At 34.8% G+C, this 19,090-nt stretch carries 19 protein-coding genes; 6 read left to right on the forward strand and 13 right to left on the reverse strand.

The window, feature by feature from the left end; genetic code table 11:
• Window positions 1-128 precede the first annotated feature (128 nt).
• Both dnaE and BM024_RS09280 read right to left on the reverse strand, forming a co-directional pair.
• Entirely contained in the window at window positions 129-4,658 is a 4,530-nt protein-coding gene (gene dnaE, locus BM024_RS09275) for a DNA polymerase III subunit alpha (RefSeq protein ID WP_090679545.1), read from the reverse strand.
• Between the two features lie 166 nt (window positions 4,659-4,824).
• The gene (locus BM024_RS09280; protein WP_090679547.1) at window positions 4,825-5,367 is read right to left on the reverse strand and encodes a DUF6252 domain-containing protein; all 543 of its coding nucleotides are present in this window, start codon (window positions 5,365-5,367) and stop codon (window positions 4,825-4,827) included.
• 440 nt (window positions 5,368-5,807) lie between these two features.
• On the opposite strand from BM024_RS09280, the gene BM024_RS09285 reads away from it, so the two are divergent.
• The 3 genes from BM024_RS09285 to BM024_RS09295 all read left to right on the forward strand — a co-directional run bounded on the left by BM024_RS09285 (window position 5,808) and on the right by BM024_RS09295 (window position 7,691).
• Window positions 5,808-6,332: a 30S ribosomal protein S16 gene (locus BM024_RS09285; protein ID WP_090679549.1), complete on the forward strand. Its 525-nt coding sequence runs from the start codon at window positions 5,808-5,810 to the stop codon at window positions 6,330-6,332.
• Between the two features lie 16 nt (window positions 6,333-6,348).
• Window positions 6,349-6,873: a ribosome maturation factor RimM gene (gene rimM, locus BM024_RS09290; RefSeq protein WP_090679551.1), complete on the forward strand. Its 525-nt coding sequence runs from the start codon at window positions 6,349-6,351 to the stop codon at window positions 6,871-6,873.
• 110 nt (window positions 6,874-6,983) lie between these two features.
• On the forward strand, window positions 6,984-7,691 hold the full coding sequence (locus BM024_RS09295; RefSeq protein WP_090679553.1) for a tRNA1(Val) (adenine(37)-N6)-methyltransferase: 708 nt from the start codon (window positions 6,984-6,986) through the stop codon (window positions 7,689-7,691).
• 52 nt (window positions 7,692-7,743) lie between these two features.
• On the opposite strand, the gene BM024_RS13735 is transcribed toward BM024_RS09295, so the two are convergent.
• On the reverse strand, window positions 7,744-7,914 hold the full coding sequence (locus BM024_RS13735; RefSeq protein WP_177190196.1) for a hypothetical protein: 171 nt from the start codon (window positions 7,912-7,914) through the stop codon (window positions 7,744-7,746).
• Between the two features lie 44 nt (window positions 7,915-7,958).
• Between BM024_RS13735 and BM024_RS09300 the strand changes: the two genes are divergently transcribed.
• The 3 genes from BM024_RS09300 (at window position 7,959) to BM024_RS09310 (ending at window position 10,771) form a co-directional block, all read left to right on the forward strand.
• Window positions 7,959-9,137 carry an acyl-CoA dehydrogenase family protein gene (locus BM024_RS09300; protein WP_090679555.1) on the forward strand — a complete coding sequence of 393 codons (1,179 nt, stop codon included), beginning with the start codon at window positions 7,959-7,961 and terminating at the stop codon, window positions 9,135-9,137.
• Between the two features lie 76 nt (window positions 9,138-9,213).
• Window positions 9,214-9,993 carry a DUF3050 domain-containing protein gene (locus tag BM024_RS09305; protein WP_090679558.1) on the forward strand — a complete coding sequence of 260 codons (780 nt, stop codon included), beginning with the start codon at window positions 9,214-9,216 and terminating at the stop codon, window positions 9,991-9,993.
• A 61-nt stretch (window positions 9,994-10,054) separates the two neighbouring features.
• Window positions 10,055-10,771, forward strand: a complete 717-nt coding sequence (locus BM024_RS09310) for a 3-ketoacyl-ACP reductase (RefSeq protein ID WP_090679560.1) — start codon at window positions 10,055-10,057, stop codon at window positions 10,769-10,771.
• Window positions 10,772-10,837: 66 nt separating this feature from the next.
• On the opposite strand, the gene BM024_RS09315 is transcribed toward BM024_RS09310, so the two are convergent.
• The 10 genes from BM024_RS09315 to BM024_RS09360 form a co-directional block, all read right to left on the reverse strand.
• Window positions 10,838-11,173 (reverse strand): 2Fe-2S iron-sulfur cluster-binding family protein, encoded by a 336-nt coding sequence (locus tag BM024_RS09315; RefSeq protein WP_090679562.1) that lies wholly within the window; start codon window positions 11,171-11,173, stop codon window positions 10,838-10,840.
• Between the two features lie 3 nt (window positions 11,174-11,176).
• Window positions 11,177-12,229, reverse strand: a complete 1,053-nt coding sequence (locus tag BM024_RS09320; protein ID WP_090679563.1) for an NAD(P)/FAD-dependent oxidoreductase — start codon at window positions 12,227-12,229, stop codon at window positions 11,177-11,179.
• Window positions 12,230-12,323: 94 nt separating this feature from the next.
• Window positions 12,324-12,566: a NifU family protein gene (locus BM024_RS09325; protein WP_090679564.1), complete on the reverse strand. Its 243-nt coding sequence runs from the start codon at window positions 12,564-12,566 to the stop codon at window positions 12,324-12,326.
• A gap of 10 nt (window positions 12,567-12,576) precedes the next feature.
• Window positions 12,577-13,707: an Mrp/NBP35 family ATP-binding protein gene (locus tag BM024_RS09330; protein WP_090679565.1), complete on the reverse strand. Its 1,131-nt coding sequence runs from the start codon at window positions 13,705-13,707 to the stop codon at window positions 12,577-12,579.
• Between the two features lie 293 nt (window positions 13,708-14,000).
• Window positions 14,001-14,825 (reverse strand): GIN domain-containing protein, encoded by an 825-nt coding sequence (locus BM024_RS09335; RefSeq protein WP_177190197.1) that lies wholly within the window; start codon window positions 14,823-14,825, stop codon window positions 14,001-14,003.
• Window positions 14,826-15,558: 733 nt separating this feature from the next.
• Window positions 15,559-15,891 carry an MGMT family protein gene (locus BM024_RS09340; RefSeq protein WP_090679567.1) on the reverse strand — a complete coding sequence of 111 codons (333 nt, stop codon included), beginning with the start codon at window positions 15,889-15,891 and terminating at the stop codon, window positions 15,559-15,561.
• 7 nt (window positions 15,892-15,898) lie between these two features.
• Window positions 15,899-16,531, reverse strand: a complete 633-nt coding sequence (locus BM024_RS09345; RefSeq protein ID WP_090679568.1) for an amino acid permease — start codon at window positions 16,529-16,531, stop codon at window positions 15,899-15,901.
• Between the two features lie 2 nt (window positions 16,532-16,533).
• Window positions 16,534-17,205 (reverse strand): tRNA (guanosine(46)-N7)-methyltransferase TrmB, encoded by a 672-nt coding sequence (trmB, locus tag BM024_RS09350; RefSeq protein ID WP_090679569.1) that lies wholly within the window; start codon window positions 17,203-17,205, stop codon window positions 16,534-16,536.
• Between the two features lie 110 nt (window positions 17,206-17,315).
• The gene (locus tag BM024_RS09355; RefSeq protein ID WP_090679570.1) at window positions 17,316-18,362 is read right to left on the reverse strand and encodes a sensor histidine kinase; all 1,047 of its coding nucleotides are present in this window, start codon (window positions 18,360-18,362) and stop codon (window positions 17,316-17,318) included.
• A complete protein-coding gene (locus BM024_RS09360; RefSeq protein WP_090679571.1) occupies window positions 18,362-19,042 on the reverse strand; it encodes a response regulator transcription factor in 681 nt (226 codons plus the stop codon). Before BM024_RS09360 ends, BM024_RS09355 begins: the two co-directional genes overlap by 1 nt.
• Between the last annotated feature and the right edge of the window lie 48 nt (window positions 19,043-19,090).

The following is a 19,090-nucleotide window of genomic DNA, read 5'->3' on the forward strand; positions in this document are numbered from 1 at the left end:
ACAAAACTAACAAATTAATTAGACTTTTTGAATTCTTCTAAATCAATTTTCTCTATACAATCATCACCTCTATTAATCAACAGACCTTATTTACACACAATTTAAATTCAACTATTTAAAAAGAAAACTTAATTCAATCTAAAATTAACTTGCAACTTCTCTAATTCTTCTAACAACTCTGCCGTGATTTCAATATTAGTATTCCTACTTGGCATCTCTAATTTAGTCACAACCCTGTATTCCTCCTTATCCTGAGGGATTAAAACCTCTTCAAAATTCAAATCTACTTCGTCATCCACATCATTCTCAGCAGGCTCTGCACGCATCAAGCTCATTATAGCACGATCTTCCAATTTCTTTTGAACTTTTTCAACCTCTATTATTTCAAAAGTGACCGCCTTTGTCCCCAAATGTTCATCAAACAATAATCGAATTTTATCAATTTGCTGCTCCTTAAGTTCCTGTATATTCATTTGGATAATCAACTTTTTAGCATACATAGGAATCACATCCTCTAACAACTTCATCTCTAAAAATTGAATTCTAGGTTCACTGCGCTCTCCTGTATCCTTTTTCACCCATCCTTCTTTAACCATTAGTTTGAAGTACACAAAAGTATTATTCAAGAGAAAATGACGGAATTTCAAAAATTCCTCGTTAAACATTCTGAATTCAAAACTCTCATCATAACCCTCTACAGAGAACATAGCCCAATCCTTACCTTTGCTAGTGGTCCTAAACTGGACATTGTTTATCATACCCCCAAAAGATATATTCCTTCCAAGCAAAGCGTTTAAATCAACCAAATCCTCCACTTTAGTATTACAGAAATATTTCATCTCAAATTTAAAGTCATCTAATGGATGTCCTGAAATATAAATACCTACTACCTCCTTCTCTTTTGCAAGAGTCTCCATCATACTCCACTCCTCACACTCTGGCATTACTGGCTCAGGAATTTGAACCTCGCTACTTTCACCAAACAAACTTACCTGAGAAGAATTTTCGTTTTCCTGAAACTTCGAACCATATCGGATAGCCTTTTCTAAAAAAGTATTCACATCCCCATCAGTAAAAAAGTATTGAGCCCTATGAGTACCTTCAAAGCAATCAAACCCTCCAGCCAAAGCCAAATTTTCAAAAGCTTTTTTATTTGCTGCACGCAAATCAATTCGTTTTGATAAATCAAATATAGAACGGTAATTCGACTCCTTTCTACACTCAACTATAGTATTAACAGCTCCTGAACCAACTCCTTTTACTGCCCCCATTCCAAATCGAACTGCATATTCATCATTTACAGTAAACTTGTAAAAAGATTCATTCACATCAGGCCCTAACACATGTAACCCCATACGTCTACACTCCTCCATAAAGAATGTCACCTGCTTAATATCATTCATATTATTAGAAAGTACCGCAGCCATATATTCTGCTGGATAATGCGCCTTCAAATAAGCTGTCTGATATGCAATCCAAGCATAACAAGTGGAGTGAGATTTATTAAACGCATATGAAGCAAATGCTTCCCAGTCTTTCCAAATTTTCTCCAAAACAAACGGATCATGTCCTTTCTCTGAAGCCTGATTAACAAATTGTGGCTTCATCTTATCCAATACTTCCTTCTGCTTCTTACCCATTGCTTTCCTCAGAACGTCTGCTTCACCCTTTGTAAAACCAGCTAGTTTCTGAGAAAGTAGCATCACCTGCTCTTGATAAACAGTAATCCCATAAGTCTCTTGTAAATACTCTTCGCAGGCATCCAAATCATAAACAATAGGCTCTTCTCCATTCTTACGTCGAACAAAAGAAGGTATATACTCTAATGGACCCGGACGATACAAAGCATTCATCGCGATTAAATCGGCAAACACGGTAGGTTTCAGTTCCCTCATGTACTTCTGCATCCCCGGAGACTCATATTGAAATACCCCAACAGTTTCTCCTCTCTGGAAAAGCTCATAGGTCTTTACATCATCAATAGGTATTTCGTCAGGATTAATTTCCAATCCAGTTCTATATTTCACTAATTTCACTGTATCCTTAATCAAAGTAAGAGTTTTCAACCCCAAGAAGTCCATCTTCAACAAACCCGCACTTTCTGCAACTGAGTTGTCAAACTGAGTCACATACAAGTTAGAATCCTTAGCAAGCGTCACAGGCACGAACTTTGTAATATCATCCGGAGTAATAATTACACCACAAGCATGTATACCAGTATTTCGCATTGACCCTTCCAATATAGTCGCTTGCTGAATAGTTTCTCCTGCCAAAGAATCCTCTTTAGCCAATGCAATAAGCTCTTTTACCTTATCAAACTCCTCAGAACGTAGCGCTTGCTTTACCATTGCCTCGTCCTCAGATAAGAAACGCGCTAAATTCCATTTTGAAGGCATCATCCCAGGAATTAACTTCGCAATACGATCCGCCTCAAACAATGGCAAATCCAATACACGAGCAGTATCTCGAATAGCAGACTTTGTCGCCATCTTACCATAAGTAATAATTTGCGCCACCTGATTTGAACCATACTTATCAATAACGTAATCCATTACTCTACTCCTTCCCTCATCATCAAAATCAATATCGATATCGGGCATAGACACACGATCCGGATTTAAGAAACGCTCAAAAAGCAAATCATATGCAATTGGATCTAGATTAGTAATCCACAAACAATATGCAACAGCAGAACCAGCCGCAGACCCCCTACCGGGCCCAACAGAAACCCCCATTCCTCTCGCAGCTGCAATAAAATCCTGTACAATTAAGAAATATCCAGGATACCCAGTACGCTCAATAGTTTCTAACTCAAAATCCAATCGCTCTCTAATAGCATCTGTAATCTCAGGGTAGCGCTTCTTTGCACCTTCATAAGTCAAATATCTCAAATAACTATTTTCTCCACGCTTACCTTGCCCATCTCCTTCCTCATCTCTCTCATCAACAAAACGCTCAGGAATATCAAACTTAGGAAGCAAAACATCTCGATGAAGCACAAAAGGTTCCACTTTGTCAATAACCTCTTGAATATTATAAATAGCATCTGGCAAATCTTCAAAAAGAGACTTCATTTCCTCTTGAGATTTAAAATAATACTCTTGATTAGGCATTCCGTAACGATAGCCACGTCCACGTCCTATCGGAGTAGATTGTTTTTCCCCATCCTTAACACATAATAGAATATCATGAGCATTTGCATCTTTCTTATCAATATAATAAGAGTTATTAGTCGCTATCAATTTCACATCATGTTGTCTAGCCAAACCAACCAAAGTAGCATTAACCCGATTTTCATCCTCCTGATTATGTCGCATAATCTCTACATACAAATCATCTCCAAACTCCTCCTTCCACCAAATTAATGCCTCTTCTGCTTGTTTTTCTCCAATATTCAATATCTTATTAGGAACCTCTCCAGACAAACTTCCAGTCAACACTATTATATCCTCCTTATATTCCTTAATCACTTCCCTGTCAATTCGAGGAACATAATAAAAACCATCTGTATATGCGATTGAAGCCATCTTAGCTAAATTGTGATAACCTTTCTTGTTTTTAGCTAACAACACAACCTGATAACCATTATCCTTTTGCTTCTTATTAGTATGATCTTCACAAACAAAAAACTCACAACCCACAATAGGTTTTATTTTTTCTATCAAAGGCTCTCCAGAAATCTCTCTATCTTTATTTTGAGCATCGACCCCTTTATTATGATCGCTAACCGCTTTAACAAAAAGGAAAGCGCCCATCATATTACCATGATCTGTCATTGAAACAGCAGGCATATTATATTTAGCAGCCGCCTTAACTAAACTTGGAATTGAAATAGTTGATTGAAGAATTGAAAATTGAGTATGAGTATGTAGGTGCGAAAAAGAAGCACCTTCTAATTTTTCTAATTCCTCATTCGAGACCTCTCCACCATCACCCCCTTGAAGCTTCTCAATTCTTCTTCGAATAGCATCCGAAGCCTTTTTTAAATTAATATGCTTTAATCCTATTAACTGAAAAGGCTCTGAATTTTCTCTTTTAAAATCATCAATATACGCTTGATCTTGTTGTAATTCCTCAGCAGAAAACACCCCACGTTTAACCAATTCCAAAAAACAGCGAGTTGTAGCCTCTACATCGGCAGTTGCATTATGGGCCTCAGAAAACGGAACCCCAAATAAATACGAATGCAACTCAGTAAGAGTCGGTAATTTAAATCTCCCCCCTCTTCCTCCAGGTAATTTCAACAAATTAGCTGTGACCTCCGTACAAGTGTCCAATACAGGCATATTACCCAAATTAGAATCCACTCCTAATCTATAAAATTCACTCCCCATGATATTGAGGTCAAACCCAACATTTTGCCCAACTACAAATTTAGATCTACTAAGTGCACTGTTAAACTTCTCCAACACTTCAGCCAAGGACACACCTTGCTCCATCGCTAATTCCGTAGAAATACCATGAATCCTTTCGGCATCATAAGGAATATTAAAACCCTCAGGTTTAACCAAATAATCTTGATGCTCTATTAATCTTCCTTTCTCATCATGAATTTGCCAAGCTATCTGAATACAACGTGGCCAATTATCAGTATCTGATATAGGAGCCGACCAACTTTTAGGTAATCCCGTAGTTTCGGTGTCAAAAATTAAATACATAACTGATTTATTGAGTTTTAAAATTTAAAGAAAATACACATAACAACATCAATCAAAAAAAAATGATTGACATTACTTGTTTAATAATTGCAATTAAGAAAAACAAAGATATAAAAAAGACCGCTCTACTAAAGCGGTCTTAACTAAAACAAAAACGTATATATTATTATTTCGCCTGTTCTACAGGTATTCTATAAAATGTACCCTTATTATATGTTTGCGTATTATCTCTCCTCACAAAAGCTCCTTCGACCTCAAGCATATCATGAACAAAAGTAATATTAAACTCTCCTGATATAGTACCCTCTACCTGTTTTTCTTTAGGAGAATACGTTATATAACCACTTCCAACACCATACTCACCATTAGTTATATAAACAGGAGCTATTACTTCTCCATCTTCATTCTTATAAGTAAGAGTAGCTCTATCTGCTTCTAAAACACCCATATCATATTTTGAACCATATTCATAAGACACAGTCCTAAGCTCTATTGTTGTATGCCCATCAGTACCTGTGATTATCATAGAACCATCCAGTACTTTAGCAGAAAAATCAGTTGCTTTCCAATACTCATACGTTGGCAATGAAATGGAATCATTTAATTCCGTTAGTCTTTGCGCACCAAAAGAAGGGTCATTAAAGACTACATCATTATCACACGCTATAAAAGTTAGCGTCAAAGCCAACATTCCAAGAATTTTCTTCATATTTAAAAGATTATCACCATATAGAAACACAAAAATAGTTTTTAAAACCGAATTTCAAAGCTATTTTTTAATAAAGAATTAACTTTTAACTTTTAAATGTTAATTATAAATAAAGCGACAAATTACCTACGAGTACTTAAGCGCACAAAAAATGCCACAAAACGCTTAAAAAAACAAATATTAAGAAACTATCAAAATCATAGTCAAATAAAAAATTAAAACTTATCCAACACATACTAACCAACATTCAAAAACAGTAAAACTAAGAGATTAACATCACCTACTTAGCTAAACACTACTGCTTAAAAACTACAACAAACTAAAAACCAAACACCTAGCGCATTTAAAATAAAAATACTTTTAAAACCTTGATTCAAAAAAAACAATTATATTTGCACATTATTTAACAGAGGTCGGGAACCTCAAATTAATGTAGAATTATGTCTGTAAAAATTAGATTACAAAGACACGGTAAAAAAGGAAAACCTTTTTACTGGGTAGTAGCAGCTGATGCTCGCGCAAAAAGAGATGGTAAATACCTAGAAAAAATTGGTACTTACAATCCAAACACTAACCCTGCAACAGTAGAATTAAATGTTGATTTAGCTGTACAATGGTTGGATAATGGTGCACAACCAACTGACACTGCAAGAACACTTCTTTCTTACAAAGGAGCTTTATTAAAACACCACTTACAAGGTGGAGTTAGAAAAGGAGCTTTAACTCAAGAACAAGCAGATGCAAAATTTGCAGCTTGGTTAGAGGAAAAAGAAAACAAAATCAACGCTAAGAAAGATGGTTTGTCTACTTCAAAAGCAGACGCTAGAGCTAAACAATTAGCTGCTGAAAAAGAAGTTAACGAAAAACGTGCTGCTGCTGCTAAAGAAGCTCTTGCTCAAGCAGAAGCTCCTGCAACTGAAGAAGCAGAAGCAACAGAAGAAAACAACGAAGAAACTCAAGCTTAATAATTTATTGCGCGATATGCATAAAGATGATTGTTTCTATTTAGGTAAAATCGCCAAAAAGTTCAGCTTTAAGGGAGAGGTATTGGCTTATTTAGATACCGATGAACCAGAGTTATACGAAAATTTGGAATCTGTGTTCGTTGAATCCAACGGACACTTGATTCCTTTTTTTATTGTAGATGCTTACCTACACAAGAACGACTTTCTAAGAATTAAATTTGAAGACATCGATTCTGAAGAAGAAGCTGACAGAATATTAGGTAGCGAACTATACCTACCTCTTGAAATGTTACCAAAACTAGAAGGTGACCAATTCTATTTTCATGAAGTTATTGGTTTTGAAGTTGAAGATCTCCACAAAGGATCTATTGGACAGCTAAAAGCCATCAATGACAGTGCCGCACAAGCACTTTTTATAATTGATTATAACGGAATAGAAATCTTAGTTCCTATGATTGATGATTTCATACATCAAGTAGACAGAACAAACAAAAAATTAATATTAGACACCCCTGAAGGCTTGATTGACCTATATCTATAATAAACTTTATTCTCTACTTTAGAAAATACAATCACTTTTATAGACGCAAATCATTGTCAAGCAAAACCATATCAGCAAAACTCTTTTCAATTACTTAGAAAACTCGTGCTATGTTCAAATTTAAACAATTCGAAATTTCGCAAGATAAATGCGCTATGAAAATTGGAACAGATGCTGTTTTACTAGGAGCCTGGACTCCAACTCACAACAATCCTTTTTCCATTCTTGATATTGGCGCAGGAACTGGAATCTTAGCCCTGATGATGGCGCAGCGAACAAACGCTGAACAAATTGACGGAGTTGAAATAGACGACCTAGCTCATGAACAAGCAGTCGAGAATTTCGAAAATAGCCCATGGGCAGACAGATTATTTTGCTATCATGCTGATTTGGAAACCTTCGCCAATGAAATAGAAGAAGAATATGATTTAATTATTTCCAATCCTCCTTTTTATTCCGAAGATTATAAAACCAACAACTCACAGCGAGACAAAGCACGCTTTCAAGATTCCCTACCCTTCGACTTATTAATTGAGGTAGTAGACCATTTCCTATCAGACATCGGTATTTTTTCTATTATTGTCCCATCTAAAGAAGAAGACAATATTATTCATTTAGCCGCCACTTTTGCACTCTACCCTCTAAAAGTAACCCGAGTAAAAGGAACTCAAAATTCTGAAATAAAAAGAAGTCTTATTGCTTTCTCCAGAGAAATGATTCCACAAATCCCATTAGACGAACTTACTCTTGAAATAGAAAGACACCAATACACCCCTGAATTCAAAGAACTAGTTCAAGATTTTTATTTAAAGCTATAAATTTAATTCTAGCTATATCTTAATTACCAGCAATTCCATCCAACACACCTTTCTAATTCATCAATAAGAACATGAATATAGAAGCGACAAGAATACAAACTAACCACAATGTTGGACTCAACCCAGTACAACCAATTCCATTTACAAATACACTCATTAGCAACACTAAATATAATCGAACACAAACATAAAGTACATCGTTTAAAAGTTGCAAATCATTCATAATTACTTATTTTTGTTAGTATCAACCAAATACATTAAACAATTATGAAACCAGATTTATTTCAAGCTCCAGACTATTATCTTTTAGATGAACTTCTAACAGAAGAACATAAGCTAGTTAGAGATGCAGCTCGAGCTTGGGTGAAACGCGAGGTTTCTCCTATCATTGAAGAGTTTGCTCAAAAAGCGGAATTCCCAAAACAACTTATACCAGGATTAGCTGAAATTGGTGCATTCGGCCCTTACATTCCAGAAGAGTATGGCGGCGCTGGCCTTGACCAAATTTCTTATGGACTTATCATGCAAGAAATTGAAAGAGGAGATTCAGGAGTTCGCTCTACATCTTCAGTTCAATCATCACTAGTGATGTATCCTATTTGGAAATATGGAAACGAAGAACAACGCAAAAAATACCTTCCAAAACTAGCCACTGGCGAATTTATTGGGTGTTTTGGATTGACAGAACCAGACTACGGATCAAATCCAGGCGGAATGGTAACAAACATCAAAGATATGGGAGACCACTACCTATTAAACGGTGCTAAAATGTGGATTTCTAACGCTCCTTTTGCCGATATAGCAGTAGTATGGGCAAAAAATGAAGAGGGAAGAATTAAAGGTCTAATTGTTGAGCGCGGCATGGAAGGTTTCACTACACCTGAAACACACAACAAATGGTCATTAAGAGCCTCTTCTACTGGAGAATTAATTTTCGACAATGTGAAAATACCCAAAGAAAATATACTACCAAATAAAGATGGTTTAGGCGCACCACTAGGATGTCTAGACTCCGCTCGATATGGTATTGCATGGGGAGCCATTGGAGCCGCTATGGACTGTTATGATACTGCTCTTCGATATTCCAAAGAACGCATTCAATTCGACAAACCGATTGGAGCAACTCAGTTACAACAAAAGAAATTAGCCGAAATGATTACCGAAATTACTAAGGCACAACTTTTAACTTGGAGACTAGGAGTCTTGAGAAACGAAGGTAAAGCAACTACTGCTCAAATATCAATGGCAAAAAGAAACAATGTAGCCATGGCTATGGAAATCGCTAGAGATGCAAGACAAATGTTAGGCGGAATGGGAATTACTGGTGAATATTCCATTATGCGTCATATGATGAATTTAGAATCAGTAGTTACTTATGAAGGAACACACGACATCCACTTATTAATAACAGGAATGGACGTTACAGGTCTCTCTGCTTTTAAATAATATACTCCTAAAATAAACACAAAAGCTCTCCAAATTTGAAGAGCTTTTTTTATTTTCGTCCTAAAGAATCTGACTTATGACTATTCAATACATTAACGAGCAACTTGCTCCAGAAAGAAATCAACTTCTCAACCACTCTTTATATCAAAAAGTACGCACTATAGCAGACCTCCATAGTTTCATGGAAGGACACGTATACGCAGTTTGGGACTTCATGTCATTACTAAAAGCCTTACAACAAAGATTAACTTGTACAACTACTCCTTGGTTTGCCTCTAAAAATCCAGAAACACGATATTTAATAAATGAAATTGTACTAGCAGAAGAATCTGACATTGATTTAGAAGGAAATCGCTTGAGTCATTTTGAAATGTATATTGACGCCATGCGTACATCAAATGCAAACACAGAAGACATTAACATATTTCTAAGTACAGTATTACGTACGGTTTCAATATTTGAAGCAATCGAACAATCAAATCTCCACCCTCTTATTAAAGAATTTTTAAACTTTAGTTTTAAAATCATAGAAGAAGGAGAACCACATAAAATAGCAGCTGCCTTTACATTTGGTCGAGAAGATTTAATTCCCGACATGTTTTCAGAAATATTAAAGAACTTACAACTTAATTTCCCTGAAAGCGACCTCTCTAAGCTCGTATACTATTTTCAAAGACATATTGACCTAGATGGAGATGAACATGGCCCAATGGCTATGAAAATGATATCGGAGCTTTGCGGAGAAGACAACAAGAAATGGAATGACGTACTTCAAGTCTCAAAGGAAGCCCTCATAAAACGTATTGGATTATGGAATGCCATAGAACAACACATAGACTCTCAAAACAAAGCTTAACAATTGTTAAACATAGAAGATCCAAGATTAACCCTAGCTTTGTAATAAAGCATTAATTACCATGGAGAACATACAAAACAAAATAGCTATCGTTACTGGTGGCGGAAGAGGATTAGGAAAAGCTACAGCAATTGCTCTAGCTAAAGAAGGTGTACATGTAGGTATAACTGGAAGAAATGAAAAAACGCTTCAAGAAACAGTTATAGAATTAAAAAAATTAGGTGTAAATGCAGCATATGCAGTCTTTGACGTAACTGACAAATCAAAAGTAAAAGCTGAAATAGAACAACTAATCAAAACATTAGGAGGTATTGATATTTTAGTAAACAATGCCGGAATTGCTGAATTTGGAAAATTTACCGAAATGAATGCAGATCGATGGGAAGAAATCTTACTAACCAATGTCATGGGAATCTACAATGTAACCCGTGAAATTCTTCCTTTGTTAATTGAAAAAAATGAAGGAGATATCATCAATGTTGCATCAACAGCTGGATTGAATGGAAATCCAGGAACATCTGCCTATTCAGCATCTAAATTTGCAGTAATTGGTATGTCAGAATCATTGATGAAAGAGGTAAGAAAAAACAACATCCGTGTATGCACATTAACCCCTAGCACGATTGCATCAGACATGTCAATAGAACTAGGAATAACAGACGGAAATCCAGATAGCGTTTTACAACCAGAAGATTTTGCAGAACTAATAATTGCAAATTTAAAACTACCAAGAAGAGCTTTGCTAAAATCAGCCTCTCTTTGGTCTACAAACCCTTAAAACAAAAAAGCAGGTTATACATTATTTAGTATAACCTGCTTTTTTTTATATAAGGTTGAATCTTATTTATTCAGCCGGAGCCAATTCAACTTCCAAACCATCAAGTTCTTCTGAAATGTGAATTTGACATCCTAACCTACTATTATCCTGCACATTACGAGCCTCCCAAAGCATTGCTTCTTCATCTGGGTTCATTTCAGGTAAATCAACGACCTCTGCATTTAAAACGTAGCATTGACAAGACGCACACATCGCCATACCACCACAAATACCAATTGTACCTTCTGGAGCTAACTCGTATGCACGAACCAACTCCATTATATTCATATTCATATCTGTAGGAGCATCAACTATATGCTTCTCCCCCTCTCTATCAATAATAGTTATTTTAATATCTGCCATAACTTAATCAATACTTTTAACAACAGCTTTTTCCGCTTCTTTTCGAGAACCATCAAACCCATTAATCCCAGAAACAGTAGTGTATTTTAAAACATATTTCTTACCTGGATTCAATCGATTATAAACACTCTGACACATCAAAGTAGCTTCGTGAAAACCACAAAGAATCAACTTTAACTTACCAGGATATGTATTGATATCTCCAATAGCATAAACCCCCTCAATATTAGTTTGATAATCCAAAGCATTGTTAACCTTGATAGCATTTTTCTCTATTTCCAGGCCCCAATTAGCAATAGGTCCCAACTTAGGAGTAAGCCCAAAAAGCGGGATAAAATAATCGCAATCTATGATTTCGTGTTCTCCCTCACGCTCTATAATCACCCCATCCAAAGTATCATCTCCTTTCAAGTCGACAACCTCTGCAGGTGTAACTAAATGTATCTTACCAGAATCCTTCAATTTCTGAACCTTTTCAACAGAATCTAAAGCACCTCTAAATTCATTTCTTCTATGAACTAAAGACACTTCTTTTGCAATATCCGCCAAATAAATTGTCCAATCCAAAGCAGAATCACCACCACCAGCAATTACAACACGTTTATCACGAAAAACTTCTGGATCTTTTACAAAATACTCAATTCCTTTATCCTCGTAATAACTCAATTTTTCCAATTGAGGTTTCCTCGGCTCAAAGCTTCCTAAACCAGCTGCAATAGCTACAGCTTTAGCATGGTGCTTGGTTCCTTTATTAGTAGTCACTATAAAAGTACCATCGTCTAATTTATCTATAGTTTCTGCAACTTCATTCAATGTAAAACCAGGCTGAAACTGTTTTATCTGTTCCATAAGGTTATCAACAAGGTCTCCCGCTCCAACAGAAGGAAATCCTGGAATATCAAAAATTGGCTTTTTAGGATATAGTTCAGTTAATTGACCTCCAGGCTGAGGCAATCCATCAATTATGTGGCATTTTAACTTTAACAATCCAGCTTCAAATACAGTAAACAATCCAGTTGGTCCAGCACCGATTATTAAAATATCAGTTTCAATCATATCGCTAACTCTTTTATAAGCACAAAGATATTCTTTGTGCTTTTAAATTTATATGACAATTATCAATCTATCCTAAAACAATTAAGAAAGAAAACTATGCCTCTATATTCGTTACTGTTTCTATCTCTGGTGCATATTTTTTAATAGTAGTCTCAACACCTGCCTTTAAAGTCATTTGATTTACATTACATGAAGTACACGCACCTTCTAGTCGTACTGTTACATGTTTATTATCTTCGATGCCTATTAAAGTGATATCACCACCGTCGGATTGTAAAAATGGACGAATCTCATCCAACGCACGTTCTACATTCCCTAAAATTATATCTGATGTCATAATGGAATTTTTAATTCTTACCCACAGCAGAACATCCTGCCATAGTTGTGATTTTAATAGCTTCAGTAGGAGGCAAACTCGTGTTTCGCTTTACCACTTCTTGAACTACATTTTTCACGATTTTATCAAATGCGTCTGCTACTGGAGTACCCTCCTGCATAGCAGCAGGACGTCCGTAGTCGCCCGCTTCACGAATACTTTGAACAATAGGAACCTCACCTAAGAAAGGAACATTTAAATCTTGTGCTAAATGCTTGGCTCCATTTTCCCCAAAAATATAATACTTATTGTTTGGCAATTCTTCAGGAGTGAAGTAAGCCATATTTTCTACAATTCCCAAAACTGGAACATTGATACTTTCAGACATAAACATTGAAACACCTTTTTTAGCATCAGCTAAAGCTACTGCCTGAGGTGTACTCACAACAACCGCACCCGTAATAGGTAATGATTGCATAATAGACAAATGAATATCTCCAGTTCCTGGAGGTAAGTCAATCAACAAGAAATCTAATTTACCCCAATCAGCATCAAAAATCATTTGATTTAATGCTTTTGAAGCCATTGGTCCTCTCCAGATAACCGCTTGGTCAGGTTTAGTAAAGAATCCAATTGACAAAATTTCTACTCCATAACTCGTAATAGGTTTCATTTTTGAACGCCCTTCTACTTCAACAGAGATAGGTTTTGCACTTTCTACATCAAACATAATAGGCATAGACGGTCCATAGATATCAGCATCTAAAACCCCTACTTTGAATCCCATATTAGTAAGTGTAACTGCTAAGTTCGCAGTTACTGTAGACTTTCCAACACCTCCCTTTCCAGAAGAAACAGCTATGATATTACTAATACCAGGAATTGATTTCCCTTTAATCTCTGGCTTATCAGAAGCCTCAATTTTTATATTTACTTTTACTTTCGCTTTCTCGTCGATTTGATCATGAATTGCTTTCATAACATCAACCTCAGCTCTTTTTTTAATATGTAAAGCAGGAGTGCTTAAAACTAAATCAACTACCACTTCATCTCCAAAAGTCATGACGTTTTGTACTGCGCCACTTTCAACCATATTTTTTCCTTCTCCAGCTACTGAAATAGTTTCCAAAGCCTTCAAGATTTCTTTTCTATCTAATTTCATTATATACGTTTCGTTTTCAACAGATTAATACCTCTTTCTCTGTAAGGCAAATATAAGGGTTAATCTTGATAAACTAAAGTTAATATATACTAAATACAAATAGTGTAATCGATTTCATTTATAATAACCGTTACTGTTTCAATATCAATTTCAAAACCAACAACTCTTCATTTAGGCTGTTCTTAGATAACTCATACTTAGCATTAAGCACCGCATTCTTATTTTGATTAGATGCAAAAACATCTATCTTCCCTACCTCATATTTTATTTGACTAGTTAAACATTTTTTCTAATTAGCTCTGCTTTTTACTTATTACTCCTGAAGAAGAAGTATTGGATTTAATAACTTTTGCATTTCCATAATACATCAAACTACCCGAAGACGAAGCACGAGCATCTAAACTACCTGAAACTGTAAATACTCCTTTACCCGAACTACTTGCCGACGCAATCAAATCCACAACTTTCAAACTGGATGCTTCTATTTTACCCGAGCTTGATACTTTTACATTCGCCTCATGTACCTCTCCACTAATAGCTGTTTTTCCAGAACTACTAACTTCTAATGAAAGTTTATTTGCCACAATAGCCCCCGTAAAACGACCCGATGAACTCACATCCATAGAAACGTCATTTGCTACTTTAAAATCCCCCCCTATACTTCCCGAAGAAGATACTTTTACACTCATTATATCTGCAATCACCTTACCAACAAAACAACCTGATGATGAAGCACTTAAATCAAAACCTCTCGACTTCAAGTTGTTTTTCAATGTCATCTTAGCTCCACTTGAAACCTTAACTCTACTCAATTGAGGGTTATCAACATACACCAACAATTTTTTGAAATTCAAGGCATTAGATTGAAAGAAACCTTTTTTATCATCATTCTCTATAAACACATGTAATTCTTTACCTTTTACTTCTGTTTTAATATATTTAAGCATTTCTTTAGAATCAGTTTCAACTACTATTTTTCTATTCTTAGTTGTTACAAATTCTAATTCAATCCCTTGAGAGACACTAATCGAAGTAAAATCAGCTACAACTCTTTCTTCCTTTACTTGTCCTAAAACAGAAGCACTAACTAAAAGGAAAGCATACATTAGGTTTTTCATATTTTTTAATTTTAAAATATAATACAATTTTAAGTCTCCACCCATAACCTTATCTTACAAAGTAATGAACCTCTACTTGAAATAAATTCCACTAACTATTACAGACAAAGCAATAAAGATAACAGCACCACCTAAAAATAAGAAAATATTTCGTTTCTGTATTAATCTTGAAAATTTCTTTGTAAAACATTTATCTGTAAATTCATATTGAAAAGGATAATATGACACCTCTCTTATGTCTAAATATCCTCAATTTCTTTAATCATTTTACAGCCGTTGCCCCATCGCCCTTGCTCATCAATAATAATTAAAACAGACACAATATTACTTAATACTCAAGTCAGATAGAACAAGTCTACAATTAATTGACTAACTCAATAGATAGCTTGGTTAAAAGCGAAGAGAAAGAGATTCGATTTTCTGCTTTTCTCGCTTCGAAATCACACCTATCACATAAAGGTTTTTTGATGGGTGCATCTATAGTGCATCTATACTCCATCTATAGAATCAAGTGTTTTTATAGATGGAGTATAGATACGATATAGATCAGATATAGATAAATTCCTCAACTGATCACTAACTGATAATTTGAAAACAATAAAGTTTTGTATGATTGCTTTTTTGATTGTAGATAATTTTCTATTTTCTATCAATCACAACAAAAGGAAGAATAGACACTTCTCGAAAGAAACAATAAGCAATTAAAGAAAAAGGAAACTAGAAGAAAATAATATTAGCTCAAAGAGATTGAAGGATCCCAAAAATAGCGTTGCATATCTACTATCTTATTATCAACTATAACAACGCCCTCATTCTCTAGCAATTGCTGCATTAGGTTCTTACCTTGAAAATGGTGTTTACCTGTCAAAAGACCACTTCTATTCACAACTCTATGAGCAGGAATATCTGAATTTCCATGACTAGCATTTAGTGCCCAACCTACCATACGAGCAGATTGTGGACTACCCAAAACTTTTGCTATTGCACCATAAGTAGTTATCCTGCCATAAGGAATCTCTTTAACTACCTGATAAACACGTTCAAAAAAGTTATCTTCCTTAACCATAAAACAATTATCGAAGAATCTTATATAAAGTAATGATTGCCACAACAGCAGTAACGACACCAATGCAATAATTCACATTTTTCAAAACAAAAGTATTTGTTCTGGAAGACTTATTGAAAAAGGTTATATAAAGATAAAACATCAAAGCCGAACCAAGAACTACACCAATAGAAAAAATAAAATTATATGATTTCTCAAAAATTGGCAAATGGTAACTAGCTAGAGTAACGCTTAAAAACGCATAATAAGGTATTGGAAAAACATTAAGAAGCGCCAACATAGAACCATAAAAAAAACGGTTTTTCTTATGGCTTACCTCTTCTTTTTTCAACTGTTTCTTTTGGTCTATTTTTTTTGCAAATACAATAAAATAAACCGTTAAGATTGTAAATATAACAAAACCTATTTCATGTAGTGCATTCGAAATAAAGGGGTTTGAATCGATAATTTTGGCAGCAAAAATCGCAATAAATGTCTGAACAAGTATAATCGATAATGCTCCCATCACATATGAAGTAGCACTTCTTTGCCCTTCATTTTTTGAAATTTTAACTGCAGTCATATTGAGCAACCCTGGTAGAGAAACTCCGACAACAGCCGCTAAAAACCCTAGCATCAATAATCCGAATGCATCTCCCATAGCTACTTTATTCTAAACTGAATATAGGTGATTGCCTTATTCTGTTCCAAATATTGTTGCTCATAAAAAGTTTGTATCTCTGTAACAACAGCAGGAGAACCTTCATTCTTATAGACGTGATGATTGGCATATATTACTTCATGTCCCTCTCCATGCAATAATCCTAAAGTATATCCATGCATGAATTCACTATCTGTTTTTAAATTAACAATACCATCTTCTTTCAAGATACGCTTATAGCGTTGAAGAAATTCTGAATTTGTTAAACGATGTTTTGTTCGCTTGTATTTAATCTGTGGATCTGGAAATGTAATCCAAATTTCACTAACTTCTTTGGAATCAAAAGCAAATTCAATTAATTCAATTTGAGTTCTAATAAAAGCTACATTCGTAAGATTATCATCCGTTGCTGTTTTTGCACCTCTCCAAAAACGAGCACCTTTAATATCAATCCCAATAAAGTTTTTATCTGGAAATCGTTTAGCTAATTCTACAGTATACTCCCCTTTCCCACATCCTAACTCAAGCACAATAGGATTATCGTTTTTGAAAACCTCTTCATTCCACTTCCCCTTTAAAGGAAAATTATCTACTATCTCTTCTCTACTAGGTTGATATACATTAGAAAAAGTATCGTTTTCTCTAAAGCGTTTAAGTTTATTTTTACTTCCCACGTCGTCAATTAATTTTGCGGTAAAATTAAGGAATTATAATAATTAATACGAACCTATTGATACAAGTTTCCTTAAACAAGATAGATGTTGCAATAAAATTTGTGTCTAAACTACTGTTTTGATTTTTCAAGAGTAAAAGAAAACTCCGAACCAAAACCAAATCTACTTTCAACGTAAATATGTTCATTATGTGCTTCCACTATATGCTTAACGATCGAAAGACCTAATCCTGAACCACCTACCGAACGGGATCCACTTTTATCGATTCTAAAGAATCTTTCAAAAAGTCTTGGGATAAATTCTGTTTTTATACCTTCTCCATTATCTGTGATTCTAACAATCACCTTGTTATTAACAAAATTCTCTATACTGATTTCTGTTGTACCTTTATTCTTACCATACTTAATTGAGTTCTCTATCAAGTTAGTAATCAATTGCAATACTCTATCTTCATCAGCATAAACCCAAATAGGGGCATCATACTTCATATCGAAAATAAGAGAAATCTGTTTTTTTTCAGCTCTGAATTCCAACAACTCAAAAGCAGTCTTTATAGCATCAACTATATTAAATATAGAATAATTAAGATGTAGAGTTCCTGTTTCTAACTTGGCAATCATATCCAAATCTTTCACAATATATATAAGACGTTCAACTCCTTTTTCAGCTCTATCCAGGTATTTCATTCTAACATTTTCATCGTCCATGGCACCATCTATTAGTGTAGACAGATAACTTTGTACAGTGAAAAGAGGGGTTTTTAACTCGTGAGATATATTTCCCAAAAATTCACGTCTATACTCTTCACGCACTTTTAAAGACTCAATCTCCGTTCTTTTATATTTTGCAAACTTTTGAACTTCTTTGGTAAGAGTTTCCATGTCAGTTGTGATTGGACTACTCCTCAGGGCAGTTGAATCAATCAAAGCAACATCATCATAAATACTTTTAACTCGTTTATATATAAATTGCTCAACTCGATATTGTATGATAAAAAAAGAGCACCCGAACATCCAAACGGTGTACCCTAAATAAGCATACCATTTTACTTCAGGAAGAAATACAAAAATTGGAATAGTTACCAATAAAGAACATAGCGTAATAACCCATGCAGACTTTAGCGCGAATTTATACGACTTTTTAAACTGATTACTCATTATAGGTCTAATTTATACCCAACCCCTTTAATTGTTTTAAACCATTCATCACCAATTTTCTCTCTCAACTTGCGAATATGAACATCTATGGTTCTGCCTCCAACAACAACCTCATTCCCCCAAACTTTGTCCAATATTTCTTCTCTCTTAAATACTTTACCTGGTTTTGATGCTAACAAATAAAACAATTCAAACTCTTTTCTAGGTAAAACTATCTCAACACCATCTTTGACAATCTTGTATTCTTCGCGATTGATCTCAATATCACCCACATTCAAAACATCACCTTGAGATTCTTCCTTAACTCTGCGCAACAAAGCTTTAACCTTACTAACTAACACTTTAGGTTTCACTGGCTTGGTAATATAGTCATCTGCTCCTGCATCAAATCCAGCTACTTGAGAATAATCTTCTCCACGCGCCGTAAGAAATGTAATAATTGTATTTTGTAAAGAAGGGATTTTTCTAATGTGTTCACAAGCTTCCATACCATCCATTTCTGGCATCATTACATCTAATATGATTAAGTTTGGAAGCTCTTTTTGAGCTTTTTCAACTGCTTCTCTACCATTACTGGCAGTAAAAACCTGATAACCTTCTTGAGATAAATTATAACCAATAATTTCTAGAATATCTTGCTCATCATCTACTAATAGAATCTTAATCTCTTTCTTTTTCATTGTTTTTTAATTATTTGTTAAGCCAAAGATAATTATAAAACGAAACGA

Origin of the sequence: Myroides guanonis, assembly GCF_900114085.1 — a bacterium.
Taxonomy (GTDB): Bacteria; Bacteroidota; Bacteroidia; order Flavobacteriales; family Flavobacteriaceae; genus Flavobacterium; species Flavobacterium guanonis.